The organism is Stutzerimonas stutzeri, from assembly GCF_019090095.1.
GTDB classification, from domain to species: domain Bacteria; phylum Pseudomonadota; class Gammaproteobacteria; order Pseudomonadales; family Pseudomonadaceae; genus Stutzerimonas; species Stutzerimonas stutzeri_AN.
This window is the reverse complement of the sequence record NZ_JAGQFP010000001.1, coordinates 469,002-490,260: the sequence shown is the minus strand read 5'-3', so window position 1 is coordinate 490,260 and position 21,259 is coordinate 469,002. Positions and strand designations below refer to the sequence as shown.

Sequence of the window (21,259 nt, the reverse complement as noted above, 5' to 3'; positions counted from 1 at the left end):
ATGCAAGCCTCGCTTCCCCTTTCACGCGGCCTGCAGCGGCTGGGACCCGTCGCGGTGATCGCCATCGCCCAGCTGTTCGGCACTGCGCTCTGGTTCAGCGCCAACGGCACCGCCGCAGACCTGGAGCGGCTGTGGCAGGTCAGCGCTGCCGAAATCGGCTGGCTGACCAGTGCGGTCCAGCTGGGTTTCATCCTCGGCACGCTGTGTATCTCGCTCAGCGGCATGGCCGACCGCTTCCGCGCCAGCCGCATCTTTGTCGTCAGCGCGCTGCTCGGAGCATTGCTTAACCTTGGCTTCGCCTGGCTCGCCGAAGGGCTCGTCAGTGGGCTGGCCGTGCGTTTTTGCGTCGGCGTCTGCCTGGCGGGCATCTACCCCATGGGCATGAAACTGATCGTCGGCTGGGCGCCGGAACGCACGGGCTTGGCACTCTCGCAGCTCGTGGCGATGCTGACGCTGGGAACCGCGCTACCGCACGCGTTGCGCACCGTTGGTGCCGAGGTGCCATGGCAATGGGTAATCAGCGCGTCCTCGTTGCTGGCATTGCTCGGCGCAGGACTGATCGGTGCGCTGGGCGACGGTCCCCACAGCCGCATGCTCGCGTCGCCGTTGCCATCCGGGACGGCAGCGGCGCCCCATGCCAGCGCCATCTTCAGCGCCTTTCGCAGCCGTGATTTTCGCGCAGCGACCTTAGGCTACTTCGGCCACATGTGGGAGCTGTACACCTTCTGGACGATCGTGCCGCTGATCGCCGCGAATACCACACTGGCCGAGCGCTTCCCTGCCCTTGGCGTCTCGGGGGTGTCCTTCTGCGTGATAGGCATCGGCGCGCTGGGCTCACTGGTTGGAGGAATGTTGTCGCAACGTTTCGGCAGCGCGAAGGTGGCGCTTACCGCTCTGGCGATCTCTGGCATTTGCGCATTGATGTTCGCGTTGGGGTGGCAACAGCTTCCGACGTTGGCGTTGGTGATCCTGCTGGCTATCTGGGGGGCTGCGGTGGTCGCCGATTCACCGCACTTTTCTGCACTAGCGGCGCGCGCCTGCCGCCCGGAACTGGTCGGTGGCGCGCTGGCGATCCAGAACTGTATCGGCTTCGCCATCACGGTTGTCTCGATCGCCGCCGTTACGACGTTGTTCGAACACATCGGGCTCGACTCGACCTGGCTATTGGTGGCCGGCCCGATTTTCGGCCTGATTGCCTACGCCTGGAATGCGCCGTTTGCGGCGAATAGCCAGGCGGCTCAAGCCACCCGCTGATTGCCAGCACACACACTCGACCCAGAGAGGAACACCAGACTACCCAACGACATCCGCTCCACAAGGACAAACAACAACAAAATCCAAGAGGCGTTTGCGATGCAAGAATTCGGTGCTTGGGGCCTTCTGTCCCCCGCGATAGCAATATTCCTGGCGATCTCTACCCGGCAGGTAGTGCTCGCTCTGATCGCCGGCTCGGTAGCTGGTTTCCTGGTTCTTTCCAACTTCGATATCGGCATCGGGCTGGAAAGCACGGTCGACGGAGTGGTCGGCATCTTCCAGTCTGAAGGCGCGGTCAAGACGTTGCTGTTTACCGTCATGATCAGCGGCTTGATCCACCTCGCTCGCGTTACCGGGGGGATGCAGGGCCTGGTCGCGCTGTTCTCCGAGCGCCTGCAGGTAGTTAAGGGGCGGCGCAGCACCCAGCTGATGGCCGGGGTTACGTCTTCGATCATATTCATCGACAGTTACCTGGCGATGCTCACCTCCGGCGCAGCTACGTCCGCGTTGGCGCGCAAACACCGCGTCTCGCGCGAGCAGACAGCCTACGTGCTGAAGAACATGGGTATCGCGTCCTGGTCATCGGTAATGGCCAACGGCTGGGGCGCGGCGATGATGGGGGTGATCGCCGTGCAGATCGACCGTGGGGTTATTGGCGGCAACCCGTTCGGCATCCTGTCACACTCCATCCTGTTCAACTTCTTCGCCTGGGCGTCCATCGGCGTCGTATTGCTTTCGATCTTTACCCGCTTCTCCTTTCCACGGATGCGCCAGGCCAATCTGCGCGCCGCTCAGGGCATAGAGCTGCGTGACGGCGCGACGCCGCTTGCTGAGGAAAACAACGAGTGCGTGCCAGGCCAGAAACCTTGCGTCTCCAACCTGCTGGTGCCGTTGCTCGTTACCATCGTCTGTACACCGCTTTGGCTCTATATCACCGGTGACGGCAACATCCTCAACGGCTCGGGCTCGACTTCCGTGCTCTGGGCCGTGCTGGTCGGGCAGGCCGTCGGCTTTGTGCACTACGTATTCGTCAAGCGCACGCTGACCATCGAGGCCTATTTCGGCCATCTCATGGATGGCTACAAAGCAATGATGCCGATGGTCGTGGTGCTGACCCTTGCCTTCCTCATCGGAGACGTCGCCAGCCAACTGAAGATCGGCACCTTTCTCGCCGATGAGTTCAGCGCGCTGCTGCCGGCCGGCCTGATCGCGGCGTTCGTGTTTCTGGTATCGGCGATCATTTCGATCTCAACCGGCACCTCCTGGGGCACCTTCTCGATCATGATCCCGATCGGTATCCAACTGGCCGTCACCGCTGGAGCAGACCCGTATCTGGTCATCGGCGCCGCCATCTCCGGCTCGATATTCGGCGATACCATCTCGCCTATCAGCGACACCGGCATCGTCACTGCGACCGCCACCGGCAACGACCTGATGGAGCACATCAAGACCCAGCTGCCCTATTGCCTAACGGCCGCTGCGGTGGCCTTGACGGCTTTCGTGCTGATGGGACTGTCAACGTCGGCTTGATGCATCCCGCAAACGCGAAGAGCGGCGCATGGCGCCGCTCTTTTTTTTGCATGCCAGTTCGAGCGAGAGGCAGGCATCTATCACGATTAAGAGCGGCCAGCACCTGCGTTTGCTCACTTCCGGTCGGTTGGCCGTCTTGAATCGTGATCAAGCCAAGCCTTTCCTTGCAAACGGACATGGAACCGCGCCGCTCTGGGCTGTAACTGCACCTGCGGAAGGAAAACGCCGTTGGGTCGGGAAAGGGCAACCGCCCTCGCCTTCTTCCGCCGGCTCACTTAACCCTCAATTCACCTGATTGTCTTCAGTTTTGTGCAGAGCCAGCAGCTTGCCGCCCGCCGGCTCACAGGCCCGGAAAAGGTCCTGGTCTGGGTGATAGGCGCTGGTCTGCACATCCATCAAGCCGAGGACCGAGTGGAACAGATTGTCGTGCGACAAGGCGCGATCGCGTTGTTGTTGCATGCAGTCGGTATCGACGGCGGCGCTGCGCGCAAGGCTGTCCGACAGCCAGAGCAGCATGGGGATATGGGTCTGTTCGGTCGGGGCCATCGCATAAGGCAAGCCATGCAGGTAGAGGCCATTTTCACCGAGCGATTCGCCGTGGTCGGACATGTACAGCATCGCGCTATCGAAGCGCTGCGCGTTGTGTTCGAGCAGGTCGATGGTCTGTGCCAGCACATGGTCGGTGTACGCCAGGCTGTTGTCGTAGGCGTTGAGGATGCTCTGCCGCTCGCAGCGATCCAGTTGATTGCTGTCGCAGACCGGGCTGAAGCGCTCGAATGCTGGCGGATAGCGTTTGAAATAGGCCGGTCCATGGCTGCCCTTCATGTGCAGCACCACGACGGTGTCGTCCCGTTGCTGGTCCAGGTAAGCCTGCAGGCCGTGCAGCAGGATCCCGTCATAGCACTCGTCGCTGCGGCAGAGATCAGCCACGTGCAGATGGTCCACGTCCTCATGCGGGACCCTGTCGCACACGCCTTTGCAGCCCGAGTTGTTGTCGCGCCAGAGCACGGCGACGCCTGCTCGCTGGAGCACATCGAGCAGGCCCTCGCGACTCTTCACCAGGCCGTCCTTGTAGCCACGCTGACCGACATCGAGGAACATGCACGGCAGCGAAACCGCCGTCGCCGTGCCGCAGGAGCTGGCCTGGGTGAAACTCAGCACGCCACGTTTGGACAGCTCGGGGTTGGTGTCACGCGCATAACCGTTGAGCGAGAAGTTCGCCGCGCGTGCGGTTTCGCCAACGACCACGATGGTCAGCCTGGGCCGCCGCGTTGCGGACACCGGCACCTGGCGATGCGCATCGGTACCGACCAGGGCCAGCTGCGTTGGTGTCGCCAGCTGACGCTTGGCGTAGCTCTGCACTGCAGCCACCACATTGGAGGGCACCAGCATCAGGCGCAGTTCATGATGGTTGCGCAACAGCGATGCGTACGGTTGATACTGGCTGAACGCGATTGCGGCCAGGCAAACCGCGGCCACGCCCATGCCCAGCGCCTTCTTGCCGAGCTCGGACCGCCAGCTACCCAGTGCCGGGCGGACGCGGCTGATCAGCAGGACCGGCAGCACACCGAAGCCCAGCAGCCAGGCGGCCAGCTTCCAGCTGAGCAGCTCGGTGGCCTCGGCAGTGTCGGTCTGTACCAGATTGGTCAGCATGCTGTGGTCAATGACGATGCCATAGCTGTTCATGAAGTAGCTGGCGGCGGCAGAGATCAGCAGCGCCAGCGCCAGCACCGGCTTGGTCAGGCGGCCCCAGGCCAGCAGGCTGAGCAGCAGAAACAACCAGGCCAGGACGAACAGCGGCAGGGTCGCCAGGAACAAACCATTGCCCTCGCGCAGCCCGCCTACGCCTTGCCAGACGGCGTGCCAGAACGGCCAGTTGCTGGCGACGAGCAACCATAACGCGGTGGCGAGGATCAGGCGGTTACGGCTGGCAAGAAGTGCCCAGCCACGAGGTCTGTGAGTATCCGGTTGGTTGCGATCCACGGCGATCAGCCCTGCTGAATGAGATGGCCGCAGAGTAGAGAGCGAGACGTGAGCAAACCGTCAGCGATGTGTGAAGAATCCGTCAAACCGCTAGCAGGCGGGAGTGCCGGACTGGTCGCCGCGTGCGATAGCGCCCTGCCGAACCGGCGTGACACACGAGACTCCAACGGCGATCTTGATGGCTATAACGACGTGCAGGCGTTCAGGTGGTGAGGATGGACATGCTAAATGCGATGCAGACCTTTGTGCGGGTCGTCGATGCCGGCAGCTTTACCGCTGCCGCGCAGCAGGCCGACACCTCGACAGCGCAGGTATCGCGGCTGGTGTCGGAACTTGAAAATCATCTCCAGGCGCGCCTGCTGCACCGCACCACGCGGCGTCTGGCACTGACCGAAGCGGGCGAACGCTACCTCGAGCACTGTCGCGTGATTCTCGAGCAGGTCGAGCAGGCTCGCCTCGAGGCAGGCGGCGCCCACAAGGTGCCAAGGGGGCGTCTGCGGGTTCATTCCACCATCGGTTTGGGCATCCAGCTGCTGGCGACGCTCGCCGGCCGTTACAACGAGAGCAATCCGCAGGTGAATATCGACCTGATGCTTTCCCAGCGCAAACCGGACCTGCTGGAGGACAACCTCGACGTCGTCATCACCCTGTCGCGCGAGCTGCCGGACTCCGAACTGATCGCGCAGCCGCTGGGCACGGTGTTCCATGTGGTCTGCGCATCGCCGATCTACCTCAAGCAGCATGGCGCGCCCCGGGTGCCAGCCGACCTGGAGCAGCATCGCTGCCTGCGCCTGGCCGATCCGGTATTCGCCGACAGCTGGACCTTCCACGCCGACGGCGTCGAACAGACGGTCCTGCCGGGCGAAACGTTCAAGGTGAACGTCGCCGAAGCCATGAGCGCTGCGGCGGAAGCCGGAATGGGCATATGCCTGTTGCCCGACTACGTGGCGGTACCGGCCCTGCAACGGGGTTCGTTGGTGCGTCTGCTGCCGCAGTTCCGTCTGCAGGAAAAGACCATCTACGCCCTCTACCCGTCCCGGCGCTTCCTCGACGCCAAGGTCAGGACATGGGTCGAATTTCTCAAGCGTGAGCTGCCGCAGGCGTTTTTCGGTTACCACCAAGTTCTACAGAACCCCGAATACTGGGTCTGAGCATTGTTACCTTTTGGGTAAGACTGTCTCTCCTGAACAGCCATTTTTCGCAGCGTTGTTGCTTCTTATCCTTTGCGCAGTGACAGAGCGTCGGTCGACCAAGGTCGCTCGCCGCATCGATCGATGATTGCTCCTTTGGGTCGATGTCTGTCGCTTTCTGGCTGCCTCCCCTCGTTGGGCAGCCGTTTTAGTTCCGAGCCCGCGCCCCTGGCGAGGCTCTGCGCAAAGAGGTGGATATGAAACATCTTGTCTGGATTGCCGGCTTGTCGCTGTTCGCTCAGTTGGCCGCCGCCGCCCCGCAGCCGACACCCTATCGTTATGGCGATCACCTGGATGTCGCCAAGGTGATTTCGATGGAGGTGCCCAAGGGCGGCTGCTCTGTGGTCGAAGCCACGATGACCTATCTGGATTCGAAAGGCGAAACCCATACGGTGAGCTACCTGCGTCAGGGCGCCGACTGCATCGATCACTGATCGGCAGATCGCCGGTCACTTCATCCGCAGCCGCTCTCGCATGTCCGCAGTAATCCGTTGTTCGGTCGCATCGATGCCGGCCCAGGGGTCATCGCCGCCCTGCTCTTCCAGCCGCGGCATCAGGTTGCGGATGGTCCAGAGGTTGGCGCCCTTGAGTTCGGCCAGTTCATCGCGATGGATCGGCACCGACACCCCCAACCCCTCGCGTGCCCTCACCGAGTAGGCGGCAACGGTACTGGCGCCCTGGCTGTTGCGCAGGTAATCGATGAAGATCCGCCCCACCCTGTTCTTCGGCCCGCTGACCGCCGAGAAGTGCTGCGGCAGCAGCTTGGCCATGTATTGTGCGATGGCCTGGCTGAACGCCTTGACTTCGGTCCAGCTATGAACCGGGTCGAGCGGCACCAGAATGTGCAGGCCCTTGCCACCGCTGGTCTTGAGGAAGGATTGCAGGCCGATCTCATCGAGTAACGTCTGGGTCAGCTGGGTCGCTTCGATCATGCGCTTCCACGGCAAGGCCGGATCGGGGTCAAGATCCAGCACGAAGCGATCCGGATGATCGAGCACCGGCGCCACCGCATTCCAGGTGTGCAATTCGATGGTGCCCATCTGCGCGGCGCTGACCAACGCCTCGGGCGTATCGATGGTCATCAACGCGGCATGCTTGGGAAACAGCGCGGTATCCAGCTGGGTAATGTGCGGGATGCTCAGTTTTTCGGTGTGTTTCTGGAAGAACAATTCGCCGTCGATCCCTTCCGGTGCCCTTACCAGCGCCAGGGGACGATGGCGCAGATGCGGCAGTGCCCAAGGCGCCACCTCGGCATAGAAACGCGCCAACTCCATCTTGGTCGCACCGATGGTCTTGTCGATGATGCGCTCGGGGTTGGAGATCTTGATCGTGCCCGCGCTGGTCGCCGTGCTGGCGGCGGTCTTCCCCGAACGCGTCGTCGCCGCTTTCGCCGGACGCTCATGGGTGATCGCCTGGGCGGGCTTGTCCGAGCGCAGACCATGAAACACCGAGTGGCGAATCACCCCCTGACGCGTCATTTCGGCAAAGGCCACCTCGCACATGAGCTCCGGCTTGAGCCAGTGTGCACCCCGCACATCCGCGGCTGGCGGCGCCTTGGCCAAGGGGCTCTTGTCGACCTCCAGCGCCTGCAGCTTGGCATGCAGGTTGTTGAGCGTGACCTGGTTGAAACCGGTGCCCACCTTGCCGGCGTAACGCAACTTGCCCGCTTCGTCGTGCAACCCCAGCAACAGCGCACCGAAGCCGCTGCGCGCGCCCTTGGGGTCGGTATAGCCGACGATGATGAATTCCTGGCGGTTCTTGCACTTGATCTTCACCCAGCTGCTGCTGCGCTTGGACACGTAGGTACTGCCGGCGCGCTTGCCGATCAGCCCCTCGAGCTTCATCTGGCAGGCACTCTCCAACACGCTCTCAGGCTGTTCGGTGAAGTCGGCGGAAAAGCGCAGCAGGTCGTTGTCGTTATGCTCCAGTACCTGGCTCAGGGCGGCACGGCGCTCCTCCAGCGGCACTTCGCGCAGGTCCATGCCGTTCAGGTACGGCAGGTCGAACAGGTAATAAACGATGGTGCCGCTGCGGCCGACCTCGAAGGCATTCTGCAGTGCCTGGAAGTCGGGGGTTCCGTCTTCGTTGGGCACCACCACTTCGCCGTCGAGCCAGGCCGATTCGAGCCCCAGTGCGGCAAGCGCCTCGGCTTGTTGCGGCATCTTGGCAGTCCAGTCGTGGCCATTGCGGGTGAACAGCTGCACCTTGCCCGAGTCGATCCGCGCCATGATGCGATAGCCATCGAACTTGACCTCGTAGCGCCAATCGCCGTCCGGCACCGACTCCACGAGGGTCGCCAGCTGCGGCTTGATACTGTCCGGCAGTGCGAGCGCCTTGGCGCCGGAAAGCGTGACCTGGCCGGTCTTCTTTCGAGTGCGGCGCGCGGTCGGCGTCTTGACCGGCTTGGCATCGACCTCTCGCTTGGCCTTGCCGCGCTTGCGCGGGATCAGCGTCCGATCGCTGAGCACGCTGTCAGGCTGCTCGCGGACGATGTCGTATTCGCTCTCAGGTCTCGCGCTTTCGTCGTTCGACTTGATCAGAAACCATTGCTCCTTGCCGCCGTCCATGCGGGTGCGCACCAGGTTCCAGGTGCCGCTCAGCTTTTCCCCTTCCAGCGTGAACTTGAGTTTGCCCTTGCGATAGCCCTCCTCCGGGTCGCCCTGAGGCGTCCAGACACCCCGGTCCCAGACGATCACATCGCCGGCGCCGTAATGCCCTGCCGGGATGGTGCCTTCGAAGGTGGCGTAGTCCAGTGGATGGTCTTCGACATGCACGGCCAGTCGCCGCGACTTGGGGTCCAGCGATGGTCCTTTGGGCACGGCCCAGCTCTTCAGCGTACCGTCCAGCTCGAGGCGAAAATCGTAGTGCAGCCGCGTCGCATCGTGCTTCTGGATGCAATATTGCAACGCCTGTTGCCGGCCGCGCTTGCCGGTAGACTTGGTTTCCCCACCCGGCTCGGGCGTGGCAGCGAAATCGCGTTTGCGGTTGTACTCGTCGAGGGCCATGGTGGCAGGCTCCGTACCCGGACAAATTCCGTTGCAAATCCCTGTTCGACCTACTCCAGCTCGCCAGGGTCCGACGCCGAATCGGTTGGTCCGCCGTGGCTGGAGTGACGATCAGGTTGTACGGACGGGTCCGTCACGTCGGTATCCGGCGCGCCTTCGGTGCGTGGCGCAGGGCTAACCGGTTTGCCGTCCTCGATGACCGTGCGCCCCTGGCTGTCCTTATGCGTGTCGAGGGTTTGCTGCGGCGTGGGATTGCCCATTGGGCTGGGCCGCGCACCTTGTTCATCTTCAGCCGTACCCGCAGGCGATTGAGCGAACACGGATTGCGCTACCAGGCTCGCCAACAACACCGTCATGGTGGTGATCGATTTCATACAGTGCCTCTCGTTCATCGGCGCTCGCGCCGTGCGTAAAAGTGTCGCAGTCCCCGCTTGATACCGTTTTCATCCGCTAAACGGACATCCTCGGGTGTTTACAACCGGGCACGGCCTGCTAGCGTTGAGAAGTGCCCCCACCCTTGGGTGGCAACCGACTGCGAGCGAGTTCGCGGACCCTGGACAAACGATGGGAGGGAGGAGCATGGCTTCACGTCTACCTCTGTTGACGATCGAAAATATCCTTCGCAACTACCTTCATCCCTATCGCTGCGACTGCCACGCGCAGGAGGACAGTCGGGTTACCGTTCGCCTCTACGAGGAGCACCTCGGTGGCGAAGAACTCACGGTCCTGGGCATCACCGATGACCAATGCCGAGACGCGGCCAACCTGGTGCGGCTCGCCCAGGAACTGCGATTCGAGCTCTACGCGACCCGCGGCGGATTGATGACCGCCTCGCTGCCCGAGAAAGTCGCCGAACGGTAGGCCTCTTAGGCCGCCGTTCGACGTCTGCCCGCTCGCGATCAGCGCTTGGCCTCGGTATGGGGCGTTTGCGCCCGGGTCAGATAAGCCTGTGTGAGCTCTGCCAGGTGGCTGCGCATCCATTCGGCCATGGCGACTTCTTCGGCCAGGATGCGGGTACAGACATCCGCTGTTTCGGTATCGCCGATGGCCTTGGCTGCGGCGATGAGGATCTCGTAGGAGGCGATCTCAAGATTCTCGAAGACATAGCCCATCTGGGCGCCCTTGACGATCTCGTCGTTGACCATCATGCCGCCCATGGCCTGCCCCATCGCCATCATCTTGCCGCCCAGGTCCTTGAATCCCGAATAGGACTTGTCGTAGCGGTGCAGACAACCCTCGATGAGCTTGGCCTGATTCTGCGTCTCGGTAATGTGCTGCTCGATCCGGGCCTTCAGCTCCGGATAGTGCTGGATGCGACTGGCCTGTTTGTTGAGCATGCTTTCCGCTTGCGCCTCCATGGCATGCGCATCGCGAAGCCATTCGATCAAACGCTCGACGCGGACATCATTTCCGGTTTGTGCACTTTGCATGACGTGTCTCCCAGTGGTCGGATACCGATCGGGTGTTCCCGCTCTATGTAGGTGTGAAACGGACCGAACCAGGGAGTTCAACGTATCCGACTGGCTGCATGCGGGCCCTGAACTTACGCAGGTACCGCCAGTCATTTGATCCGAACATCCGAGCGGAGCTGGCTTATCGATATCCTCCAATTCCCCCTGCAGTGGGAGCGCTATATCACCGAACCCGCGCTGCGCACCCTGCTCGCTGCGGCCTTCGTCGTGGTGCTGTTGAGCGTGTTCAGCCGCGTAATGACGGCTGTCATGCTGCGTCTGGGGCGCGGCTTTCTGTTCACCAAGGCCGTTTCCGAGCAGCTGGAAAAACCCATTCGGGTCCTGCTTCCGCTGCTCGGCCTGCAAACGGTACTGGCCGCCGCCAGCGACGAGCTGCTGTTCATCGATGCGGCCCGGCGCACGACAACGCTGCTGATCATCGGCTGCATCACCTGGGTGGCACTGCGGCTGATGCGCGGCGTCGAGCACGCCGTGCGGTTGAAGAACCCGGTGGATGTCACCGACAACCTGCGCGCACGACAGATCCAGACGCAGTCGCGGGTATTGCTGCGGACGCTGAGCTTTTTCATCTTGCTCGTCGGCGCCGCCGGCATGCTGATGACCTTCCCCGCCGCTCGCCAGTTCGGCGCCAGCCTGCTGGCGTCCGCGGGGCTGGCGGGCTTGGCCGTCGGCTTCGCCGCGCGCCCGGTGCTGGCGAACCTGATCGCCGGCATACAGATCGCGGTCACCCAGCCGATTCGCCTGGACGATGTGGTGATCGTCGAAAACGAATGGGGCCGGATCGAAGAAATCACCGGCACCTATGTCGTCGTGCGGATCTGGGATGATCGCCGGCTGGTGGTGCCCCTGCAGTACTTCATCGAGAAGCCGTTCCAGAATTGGACGCGGCGCAACTCCAGCATCATCGGTTCGGTGTTCTTCTGGGTCGACTATTCCCTGCCGCTGGAACCACTGCGCGAAGAGCTGCGGCGGCTCTGCCAGGACTTGCCCGAGCTCTGGGATGGCCGGGTCATCGTGTTGCAGGTCACCGACGCCAGCGAAAAGTCCCTTCAACTTCGCGTGCTGGTCAGTTCGCAGGACTCCTCGCGCAACTGGGACCTGCGCTGCCACCTGCGTGAAAGCCTGATCGGCTTCATCCAGCGGCAGTACCCGCATTGTCTGCCGCAGTTGCGCGCCGACCTGAGCGTTGGGCGCAAGCCCACCGTCGACCAATCCGTACCGGACTATGTAGAGCCCGAACGCCAGCCGCCGGTTTGACGCGGCAGGCGGCCTCGGCGACGCCGCAATTCGGGGCATCGACGCGCGACCTGTCCCCTCTCGGTGCGTGGTGACACACCTGCTCGACTCAGCCGTGCTCGCGCAGCTTGCGTAGCAGCTGCTCGTATTTGCTCGGCAACTGCTCTAGCCCGTAGCGCGCAGCCTGCTTGCGGATCGCGACCCGGTCACCTTCGAACTGCACCGTCTCGCTGATGCTCACCTGGCGCTCACCTTGCATCAGCGCAAAGGCGTAGCACTGGGTTCCGCCGGCATCTTCCTCGCTGTCGTCGGCGACCCCGGTGTTGGCGATCGCGATATCGGCAACGCTGGCATTCAGTGCCCCGATGGCCATCTCGGTAGCGACCTCTTCACTGGTCAGGCCAAAACGCTCGATGGTCTCGAAACTGACGTGCAGCAGACGATTCTTCGCTTTCGGCGAGTAGACGACAAAGCCGCTGTCGAGCACTTGGCCGCAGCCGGGGATGTCGCCCATCAACGAGGCCATCAGGCCACAGGTACAGGACTCGGCAGTGGTCAATTTCATCTTTTTGTCGCTTAGAAACTGCACGATTTCAGCAAGGTCTCGCATGGTCATGGCTCCGGGGAATTGCGGGCAGAACGCCTGGTTCACGTCAATTTTCCGAACCGGCCGCCATCACCAAAGTTCCCGCCGATGGCGTTCGTCATAAATTGAGAACTAATTCACAGCGGTTCTGTCTTTTTCAGGGTAGGGCCAATCCGGCCTGAAGCCGCGGGATAAGCGGCTCCACCAAGAATAAAAACCACTTTGCCGTGCTCATGGTTAGCAGCTCTTCAACAGGGCTGTCTGGAACGAATGTGCTCGTGATGGCCGTTCTCGAACGCCAATCACTTGGAGGGATGTACTTATGAGTATTGCTGCGGTGAACGTCCGACCTGCCCCCGTTAACACAACTCAACCCATTCGCACGCCGAACGCGCCCTCGGAGCGGCCGGTACTCGAGCTTCGCAGCAGACAGGATGACAAGAAGAAGATTCTTTTCGTCACCTCGGAACTGACCGATCTGGTCAAGACCGGTGGGCTTGCCGATGTGTCCGCCGCGCTGCCCCGCGCCTTGGCCGGACGGCATGACGTGCGTGTCCTGATTCCGGGCTACAAGCAAGTCATGGAATGCGGCGAGCCGATCCGCATCGTCGGCAGCGTGATCTCGCACAGCGACCTGCCGACCTGCCAGATCGGCCGCCTGGACATGCCCGACGGGCTGATCATCTACGTGGTGATCTGCCCGGAGCTCTACGAGCGCGACGGCCTGCCCTATGGCGACGACCAGGGCCGCGACTGGCCCGATAACCCGGTGCGCTTCGCCCGTCTGTGCATGACTGCCGCGGACATCGCCGCCGGTACGGCATGCATCCGCTGGACCCCCGATCTGGTTCACGCCCATGACTGGCCCACCGGGCTGACGCCGGCCTACATGTATTGGCGTGGCTTGACCACGCCCAGCGTCTTCACGATTCACAACCTGGCTTACCAGGGCAACATCGACATGAACTTGCGCCGCTCGCTGGCCATACCGATGGAAGCCTGCGGTCCGGAGCGCATGGAGTTCTACGGGGCACTTTCGCTGCTCAAGGCCGGCATCGCCTATGCCAACCAGGTGACCACCGTCAGCGCCACCTATGCCGAGGAAATCACCACGCCCGAGTTCGGCTGCGGCATGGAGGGCTTCCTCAGCATGAAAGCCCGCCAGGGACTGCTCAGCGGACTGCTCAACGGCATCGACGAAAGCTGGGAGCCGCAAAGCTGCTCGCATCTGGTGAGCCCGTTCAGCCCCGAGGACTGGTCCGGGAAAACGGCCAACGCCGCCCACGTCCGCGAGCTGTTCGACCTGGATGACGGTGACGGCCCGTTGTTCTCGGTGGTGTCGCGCCTGGTCCACCAGAAAGGCATCGACCTGACCATCGCCGTGGCCGAGACCATCGTCGAGCGCGGTGGCCAGCTGGCCATCCTGGGCCGTGGCGAACCCCATATCGAAGATCAGGTACGGCGGCTGGTCGAGCGCTTCCCGGGTCGGGTCGGCGCACACATCGGCTTCAACGAAACCGATGCCCGGCGCCTGTTCGCCGGCAGCGATTTTCTGCTGATGCCCTCGCGCTACGAGCCGTGCGGCCTGAGCCAGATGTACGCACAACGCTTCGCCTCGCTGCCCATTGCCCACCGCACCGGCGGCTTGGCCGACAGCATCGATGACGGGGTCACGGGATTTCTCTTCGACGAGGCGTCGCTGTCCAGTTATCGCGCCGCGGTGGAGCGCGCGCTGCAGGTGCACGAGCGGCCGCAACTGCTCAACGCCATGCGCTGTCGAGCCATGAGCAACGGATTCTTCTGGCGCCACGCGATCGAGCCCTACGACCGGTTGTACCAGCGACTGCTGGGCGGGCGGCGCGAGGCACATGCCACTATCTAACGAGGTCGATCAATGCAAAGCAGGCCTGCCCGCAATGGGCGACACGGACCGGTATTACTCGATGATTCGCGCACTCGGTTCAGGCTATGGGCACCCGACGCACGCAGCGTCAGTCTGGTAATAGCGGGTGGCGATACGCTACCCATGCAACAAGACGTTGACGGCTGGTACAGCCTCGAGACCGAGGCACGTGCCGGCACGCACTACAGCTTTCTCATCGACGATGAACTGACGGTGCCGGACCCGGCGTCTCGCGCCCAGTCCGCCGACGTGCACGATGCCAGCATCCTGGTCGATCCTGACGGCTATCAGTGGCGCAACCGCGATTGGCGGGGCCGGCCGTGGCCCGAAACCGTGCTCTATGAGTTGCATGTCGGCGCCCTTGGCGGTTATGCCGAGGTCGAGAAACGCCTCCAGGCGTTGGCCGATCTGGGCATCACGGCCATTGAGCTGATGCCGCTCGCGGAGTTTCCAGGCACGCGCAATTGGGGGTACGACGGCGTCCTGCTGTACGCGCCCGAGGCGTCCTATGGCACGCCCGATCAGCTCAAGCACCTGATCGACACCGCCCATGGCCTGGGCCTGATGGTCTTCATCGACGTGGTCTACAACCACTTCGGCCCGGATGGCAATTACCTGCACCGCTATGCCAAGCATTTCTTCCGGCACGATCAGCAGACCCCCTGGGGCGATGCCATCGATTTCCGCCGCCGCGAGGTCCGGGATTTCTTCATCGATAACGCGCTGATGTGGCTGATGGACTACCGTTTCGACGGGCTGCGCATGGACGCCGTTCACGCCATTCCGGACCGCACCTTCCTGACGGAACTGGCCGAACGGGTACGTGCCGAAACCGAGCCCGGGCGCCATGTGCACCTGGTGCTGGAAAACGAGGACAACCGTGCGAGCCTGCTGTCGCAAGGGTTCACCGCACAGTGGAACGACGACGGCCACAACGTGCTGCATACCCTGCTGACCGACGAGCGACAGGGCTACTACGCTGACTATCACCAGGATTCGACCAGCAAGCTGGTGCGCTTCCTCGGTGAAGGCTTCGTCTACCAGGGCCACGAGAACCGCCGCGGCGAGTCACGTGGCGAGCCCAGCGGGCACCTCTCGCCGACCTCATTCGTGCTGTTCCTGCAAAACCATGACCAGACCGGCAATCGCGCCTTCGGCGATCGGCTGATCAACCTCACCGATGCCGACGCACTGAAAGCCGCCACCACGGTGCTCTTGCTGTCACCGATGATTCCGCTGCTGTTCATGGGCGAAGAATGGGGCGCGCGCGAGCCCTTCCTGTTTTTCACCAGTCACCACGGCGAGCTGGCTGATGCCGTGCGTGAAGGCCGCCGCGGCGAGTTCGCCGAGTTTTCCGAATTCGCCGACGAGCAGACCCGCGAGCGCATTCCTGACCCGAACGCGGTAGACACCTTCGAGGCGTCCAGACCGGACTTCGGCAAACGCGAGCATCCCGAGCACGCCGAGTGGCTCGGCCTGTATCAACGGCTGCTCGACATCCGCCACCGCGAGATCGTGCCTCGGCTCGAGGGGGCGCGCTTTCTGGGTGCGCAGGCATTGGCCGACGCGGCCGCGCTCGCGCGCTGGCAGCTGGGTGACGGCAGCGAGCTCCGTCTGGAGCTGAACCTCGGCGGCGTCGACCTCGAAGTCGCTCCGCCGCCAGGCACGCAAGCGCGCCTGCTGCATGTCAGCCGCGGCACCGAAGCCGAAACCGCCGTCGGCATCCTGCCGGCACGCACCGCAAAGATGTATCTGGAGGTTGCCAATGAGCGATGAACGACTGAACCGCCTGGCCAAGGCGGCGGGTCTGTCCATCGACTGGGTGGATGCGGACGGACGCGACCAACGCGTGAGCCCCGATGTGCTGCGTGCCGTGCTGGCCGGCCTCGGTTTGCCTGCGCAGAGCGATGCCGATATCGATGACAGCCTGGCCAAGCTGCAGGCCGTCGACGGCGATACCACCCCGCCGCCGTTGCTGACACTGGATCAGGGCGCCACCCTGGATCTCAGCCGCTACGCCGAACCCGGCACCGGCTACGCCCTGGTGATGGAAGACGGCAGCCGTCACGACGGACGCCTGGACGAGCAGGCACGCCTGCCCGCTGTCGCCACGCCGGGTTATCACCAGCTGGAGCTGGGCGGACGGCAGGTGACCCTGGCGGTGGCGCCGCACGCCTGCCCGCGTGTGGAAGACGTCGCGCCCAACGCCTGGGGATTGACGGTGCAACTGTACGGCCTGCGTCGTCCTGGCGACGGCGGATTGGGCGATACCCTGGCCCTCGAAGCGCTGGCGCGCAACGCTGCCGCCCATGGCGCCGATGCCCTCGGCATCAGCCCGATCCACGCGATGTTCACGGCCTACAGCGGTCATTACAGCCCCTACTCGCCCTCGAGCCGGCTGTTCTTCAACATCCTGCACAGCGCGCCGGAGGCGATACTCGGCGATACCCCGCTGCGCATCGCCATCGAGTCCTGTGGCCTGGCCGAAGAACTCAAGCGCCTGGAGCAGCTCGAGCTGATCGACTGGGAAGCGGTGTCCCGCACACGGCAATGCGTGCTACGTGCGCTGTACGACGACTTCAGCAAAGGCGGCAACGCGCAGCAGGCCGACTTCGACAGCTTTCGCCAGGCCGGCGGCGAAGCCCTGGAAAATCATTGCCGCTTCGAGGCGTTGCACGACGCGTTACTCAGCCCGGACGGTCAGCCGCAGCACTGGCGTGATTGGCCCGAGCAGTACCGCTCGCCAGACAATCCGGCGGTCGAGCAGTTTGCTCAGGCGCATGCCGATGAAGTGAGCTACCACGCGTTCTGCCAGTGGCTGATCGCGCGGGGGCTCGAGCGCGCGCAAACCGCGGCGCACAGCGCCGGGATGAAGATCGGCCTGATCAGCGACCTGGCGGTGGGCGCGGACGGTGGCGGCAGCCAGGCCTGGAGTCGTCAGGATGAAGTGCTGGCCGCACTGAGCGTTGGCGCCCCGCCGGACATCATCAATCGCCAGGGGCAAAGCTGGGGTATCTCGGCGTTTTCACCCTGGGGCCTGAGGGCCAACGGCTACCGCGCCTTCATCGAAATGGTGCGCGCCAACCTGGCCCACGCCGGCGGCATGCGCATCGATCACGTCATGGGACTGAAGCGCCTGTGGGTGATGCCGGCCGGTGCCGGCCCCATGGAAGGTGCCTACCTGAATTATCCCTTCGATGACTTGCTGCGGCTGTTGTCGCTCGAAGCCTGGCGCCGCAACGCGGTGATTCTCGGCGAAGACCTGGGTACCGTACCCGATGGCCTTCGCGAAAAACTGGCCGACCGCGGCCTGCTGGGCATGCGCGTGCTGTTCTTCGAGCGTGACCACCAGGGCAACTTCAAGACGCCCATGGAATGGCCGCGCAGCGCCCTGGCGACCACTACCACGCATGACCTGCCGACCATCAACGGCTGGTGGCAGGCGCATGACATCGATTGGCGCATCCGCGTCGGCCAGCATCAGGAACACGAGCGCCCTGCGCAGCTGGAGGAGCGTGAACGTGAGCGTGTCGGCCTGCTTCGCCTGCTGCGTGAGTACGCGTCGGAGGTAGACGGCGACCTGACCGATGCCGACACGCTGGCCGAAGCCTGTGGCGCATTCATCGGCCACACCCCTGCACCGCTCGCGCTGTATCCGGTCGAAGATGCGCTCTGTCTGCTCGAACAGCCGAACATGCCCGGCACCACCGATACCCACCCCAACTGGCGCCGTCGCTACCCGGGCGACAGCGCCACATTGCTCGACAACCCGGCCTGCACGCGTCGCCTTGAGACCCTTGCCCGAGCCCGTCGGCAGACCACTGGAAGCAATGCTCGATGAGAGACCTTAGCGCCACGCTGCGATTGCAGTTTCATCGCGACTTCACCCTCGACGACGCCACGGCGCTGGTCGATTACTTTGCCGAGCTGGGTATCAGCCACCTGTACGCGTCTCCCCTGCTCACCGCGCGCCCCGGCTCCATGCACGGCTACGATGTCATTGACCCGACGCGTATCAACCCCGAACTGGGTGGCGAAGCGGCGCTGCACCGCCTGGTCGAGGCGCTGCGGGCCAAGGGCATGGGGCTGATCCTGGATATCGTTTCCAACCACATGGCCGTCGGCGGCTCGGGCAACGCCTGGTGGCTCGACGTCCTGGAATGGGGCCGCCGCAGCCCGTACGCGCAGTTCTTCGATATCCAGTGGAATTCACCCGATCCGCTGCTCGAAGGTCAGCTCCTGGTGCCCTTCCTCGGCAGCGACTACGGTGAGGCGCTGCAGGAGGGCAAGATTCCGCTGCGGCTGGATATCGAGAACGGAGCCTTCTACGCCGAACACTACGAACACCGCTTCCCGATTTCGCCGCCCACCTACGGTGAAATCCTGCGGTTGACCGAGCTGCCTGAGTTACGCGCGCTGGCGCAGCATTTCGATGCACTGAAAACCGAGCCGGCGCCGTATCAGACCGCCCGCGAGCTGCGTGCCGAGCTGGCCCGGCTGCTGGAAGACAGCGGCACGCGGCAGGCGCTGGAAGACGCGCTCAAACACTACGACTCGACCACCAAGGAAGGCTTCAAGCGACTGCACAGCCTGCTCGAACGGCAGAGTTATCGCCTGGCCAGCTGGCGCACCGCTGGCGACGACATCAACTGGCGGCGCTTCTTCGACATCAATGAGCTGGGCGGCCTGCGCGTCGAGCGCCCGGTGGTCTTCGAAGAAACCCACGCGAAGATTTTCGAGCTGATCAGCGAAGGACTGGTCGACGGGCTGCGGATCGACCACGTTGACGGCCTGGCCAACCCGCGCGGCTACTGCAGGCAATTGCGGCGCCGGGTCGATCGGCTGAATGCCGCGCGGCCAGCCGAGGCGGCCCAGGATCACGTGCCCATCTACGTGGAGAAGATTCTCGCCGAGGGTGAACACCTGCATGACGACTGGGGCGTCGACGGCACCACCGGCTACGAGTTCATGAACCAGGTGTCATTGCTGTTGCACGATCCGGCCGGTAAGGCGGTGCTGTGTTCGCTCTGGAGCGAAACGGCCGAACGCCCGGCAGATTTCATGGAAGAAGTTCGCCAGGCCCGGCAGCTGGTACTGACCGGGCCCCTGGCGGGCGATTTCGAAACGGTTGCGCAAGCGCTGTTGCAGGTCGCCCGGTACGACGTCATGACCCGCGACATCACCCTTGGCGCCATTCGCCGTGCGTTGCTGGAGTTGATCGTGCACTTCCCCGTCTACCGCACCTACATCGGGCCGCGGGGACGCCGTGAGGCCGACGAGCCGTTCTTCCAGCAAGCGCTGGCCGGTGCGCGCACCACGCTCGGCGAGGCCGACTGGCCGCTGCTGGACTTGCTCGACCGCTGGCTCGGCGGCGAAAGCCTGCGCGAACTGCCACCAGGCGCGGCACGGCGCATGCGCCGCTATGCCTGCACGCGCTTTCAGCAGCTCACCTCCCCCGCTGCCGCCAAGGCCGTGGAGGACACCGCCTGCTACCGCTCCGGTGCCCTGCTGTCGCGTAACGATGTCGGATTCGACCCGCAGACCTTCAGCGCGCCGGTGGAGGCGTTCCACGCCGAATGCTCGCTGCGCGCCGAACACTTTCCGCGCAACCTACTGACCACCGCGACGCATGACCACAAGCGCGGCGAAGATACCCGTGCCCGCATGACGGCGATCAGCGAGCGCGCCGAGTGGTTCGCCGCCAAGGTGCGCCATTGGCGCCAGCTCGCCTATGGCCAACGCCAACAGCTGGCCGACGGGCCGGCGCCATCCGCCGGCGACGAGATGCTGCTGTATCAGATCCTGCTCGGCAGTTGGCCGCTGGACCTCGACCTGGATGACCGCGCCGCCTGCGAGGCGTACTGCGAGCGGATCATCAAGTGGCAGGAAAAGGCCGTGCGCGAAGCCAAGCTCCGCAGCACCTGGACCGATCCCAACAGCGAGTATGAAGGCGCCTGCCAGCACTACGTGCGGGCCCTGCTGCTCGGTGACGAGTGCCGCACGCTGCGCAGCGATATCGCCGAGGCCGCTGCCGAGCTGGCGCCGGCTGGCGCAGTCAACAGCCTGACCCAGACCTTGCTGCGCATGACCACGCCCGGCGTGCCGGATCTGTATCAGGGCGCCGATTACTGGGATTTCAGCCTGGTCGATCCGGACAATCGCCGGCCGGTGGACTTCGATCAACGCCGCGCCACCTTCGAGCCGCAGGCACAACCGGACGAGCTGTTGGCGAACTGGAAAGATGGTCGCATCAAACAATGGCTGATCGCACGGACCCTTCGCTTGCGCCGGGCACGTCCGCGGCTGTTCACCGAGGGGCGCTATCGGCCGTTGAAGGTCGAGGGGGAGCACGCCGAGCGGCTCGTCGCCTTCGCCCGCGAACTCGACGGCGACTGGCTGGTCATTGTGGCGGCGCGACTGGCCACCCCGTTGCTGGGCGATGGCCAGACCCCGCAGATTCCAGCGGCCAACTGGGGCGACACCCTTGTGCGCCTGCCCGAGGCGCTGAGCGGTCATGCAATGGAGCGACTTTTTGACGGAACGACAGTCACACCCAAACAAGCGGGTTTGCGTGTAGCCGAAGTATTACAACAACTGCCCGTGGCGGTTTTACAGGTATCGATCAGTTCAACAGGAGAATCAGAACGATGAAGAAAGACGAGCAGCGGATCCGTGAACTCGCGTATGACATCTGGGTGTCGGAAGGCCGCCCGCATGGCCAGGATGAACGTCACTGGGAAATGGCGCGCAAGCTTGCCGAAGCAGAAAGTGGCAAGCCGGCGGCCGAGAAGCCGGCCAGTCGCGCGCGCAAGACCGCCACCAAGCCGACCGACGCCACCCCTGCGGCAAAACCCGCCAAGGCGGCGGCCAAGCCGGCAAAAGAGACCAAGGCACGCTCGGGCACCAAGCCCGCCAAGCCAGCCGCCGCGGCCAAAACCTCGGCGCAGGCCAAGCCGAACGCGGACACCGAAGCGGCTGAAGGCACGCCAGCGGGCGTGAAGAAAACCCGCACGCCGCGTGCCAAGAAAGAAACCTGAACGACAGCGCCACCTCACCCGGCTCGCTTGGCGGGCCGGGTGGGTACGGCGTTCCCTAACCCT

General features: G+C 63.8%; 16 protein-coding genes. 11 read left to right on the top strand and 5 right to left on the bottom strand.

Annotated elements, in window-relative coordinates; genetic code table 11:
- Entirely contained in the window at positions 1-1,254 is a 1,254-nt protein-coding gene (locus tag KVO92_RS02055; protein ID WP_217474033.1) for an MFS transporter, read from the top strand.
- Positions 1,255-1,353: 99 nt separating this feature from the next.
- Positions 1,354-2,784 carry a Na+/H+ antiporter NhaC family protein gene (locus tag KVO92_RS02050; RefSeq protein ID WP_217474032.1) on the top strand — a complete coding sequence of 477 codons (1,431 nt, stop codon included), beginning with the start codon at positions 1,354-1,356 and terminating at the stop codon, positions 2,782-2,784.
- A gap of 282 nt (positions 2,785-3,066) precedes the next feature.
- Here the strand turns inward: KVO92_RS02050 and KVO92_RS02045 are convergent, their stop codons facing one another.
- Positions 3,067-4,767 (bottom strand): phosphoethanolamine--lipid A transferase, encoded by a 1,701-nt coding sequence (locus KVO92_RS02045; protein ID WP_336512594.1) that lies wholly within the window; start codon positions 4,765-4,767, stop codon positions 3,067-3,069.
- Positions 4,768-4,982: 215 nt separating this feature from the next.
- Here KVO92_RS02045 and KVO92_RS02040 point away from each other — a divergent pair, with 215 nt between their 5' ends.
- Both KVO92_RS02040 and KVO92_RS02035 read left to right on the top strand, forming a co-directional pair.
- Positions 4,983-5,918 carry a LysR family transcriptional regulator gene (locus tag KVO92_RS02040; RefSeq protein WP_217474031.1) on the top strand — a complete coding sequence of 312 codons (936 nt, stop codon included), beginning with the start codon at positions 4,983-4,985 and terminating at the stop codon, positions 5,916-5,918.
- 236 nt (positions 5,919-6,154) lie between these two features.
- A complete protein-coding gene (locus KVO92_RS02035; protein WP_217474030.1) occupies positions 6,155-6,391 on the top strand; it encodes a DUF2790 domain-containing protein in 237 nt (78 codons plus the stop codon).
- 15 nt (positions 6,392-6,406) lie between these two features.
- On the opposite strand, the gene ligD is transcribed toward KVO92_RS02035, so the two are convergent.
- Complete coding sequence (gene ligD, locus KVO92_RS02030; protein WP_217474029.1) at positions 6,407-8,962, bottom strand: DNA ligase D; 2,556 nt, start codon at positions 8,960-8,962, stop codon at positions 6,407-6,409.
- Between the two features lie 50 nt (positions 8,963-9,012).
- On the bottom strand, positions 9,013-9,336 hold the full coding sequence (locus KVO92_RS02025) for a hypothetical protein (RefSeq protein WP_217474028.1): 324 nt from the start codon (positions 9,334-9,336) through the stop codon (positions 9,013-9,015).
- A gap of 205 nt (positions 9,337-9,541) precedes the next feature.
- Between KVO92_RS02025 and KVO92_RS02020 the strand changes: the two genes are divergently transcribed.
- Complete coding sequence (locus tag KVO92_RS02020) at positions 9,542-9,823, top strand: DUF1652 domain-containing protein (RefSeq protein ID WP_021208203.1); 282 nt, start codon at positions 9,542-9,544, stop codon at positions 9,821-9,823.
- 38 nt (positions 9,824-9,861) lie between these two features.
- Here KVO92_RS02020 and KVO92_RS02015 read toward each other — a convergent pair whose 3' ends face one another.
- Positions 9,862-10,392, bottom strand: coding sequence for a ferritin-like domain-containing protein (locus tag KVO92_RS02015; RefSeq protein ID WP_217474027.1), 531 nt, complete (start codon positions 10,390-10,392; stop codon positions 9,862-9,864).
- Between the two features lie 186 nt (positions 10,393-10,578).
- Here KVO92_RS02015 and KVO92_RS02010 point away from each other — a divergent pair, with 186 nt between their 5' ends.
- Positions 10,579-11,691, top strand: a complete 1,113-nt coding sequence (locus KVO92_RS02010) for a mechanosensitive ion channel family protein (protein ID WP_217475396.1) — start codon at positions 10,579-10,581, stop codon at positions 11,689-11,691.
- A gap of 88 nt (positions 11,692-11,779) precedes the next feature.
- Here KVO92_RS02010 and KVO92_RS02005 read toward each other — a convergent pair whose 3' ends face one another.
- Positions 11,780-12,280 carry a CinA family protein gene (locus tag KVO92_RS02005; protein ID WP_217474026.1) on the bottom strand — a complete coding sequence of 167 codons (501 nt, stop codon included), beginning with the start codon at positions 12,278-12,280 and terminating at the stop codon, positions 11,780-11,782.
- 298 nt (positions 12,281-12,578) lie between these two features.
- Between KVO92_RS02005 and glgA the strand changes: the two genes are divergently transcribed.
- Genes glgA through KVO92_RS01980 form a run of 5 tightly spaced genes read left to right on the top strand, consistent with a single transcriptional unit; the run spans position 12,579 to position 21,196 of the window.
- On the top strand, positions 12,579-14,138 hold the full coding sequence (glgA, locus tag KVO92_RS02000; protein ID WP_217474025.1) for a glycogen synthase GlgA: 1,560 nt from the start codon (positions 12,579-12,581) through the stop codon (positions 14,136-14,138).
- 12 nt (positions 14,139-14,150) lie between these two features.
- A complete protein-coding gene (gene treZ / locus KVO92_RS01995) occupies positions 14,151-15,935 on the top strand; it encodes a malto-oligosyltrehalose trehalohydrolase (RefSeq protein WP_217474024.1) in 1,785 nt (594 codons plus the stop codon).
- Positions 15,925-18,000 (top strand): 4-alpha-glucanotransferase, encoded by a 2,076-nt coding sequence (gene malQ / locus KVO92_RS01990; RefSeq protein WP_217474023.1) that lies wholly within the window; start codon positions 15,925-15,927, stop codon positions 17,998-18,000. Before treZ ends, malQ begins: the two co-directional genes overlap by 11 nt.
- The gene (locus KVO92_RS01985; RefSeq protein WP_217474022.1) at positions 17,997-20,810 is read left to right on the top strand and encodes a malto-oligosyltrehalose synthase; all 2,814 of its coding nucleotides are present in this window, start codon (positions 17,997-17,999) and stop codon (positions 20,808-20,810) included. The genes malQ and KVO92_RS01985 overlap by 4 nt, the downstream gene beginning before the upstream one ends.
- Positions 20,807-21,196 carry a DUF2934 domain-containing protein gene (locus KVO92_RS01980; RefSeq protein ID WP_217474021.1) on the top strand — a complete coding sequence of 130 codons (390 nt, stop codon included), beginning with the start codon at positions 20,807-20,809 and terminating at the stop codon, positions 21,194-21,196. Before KVO92_RS01985 ends, KVO92_RS01980 begins: the two co-directional genes overlap by 4 nt.
- The last annotated feature ends 63 nt before the right edge of the window (positions 21,197-21,259 follow it).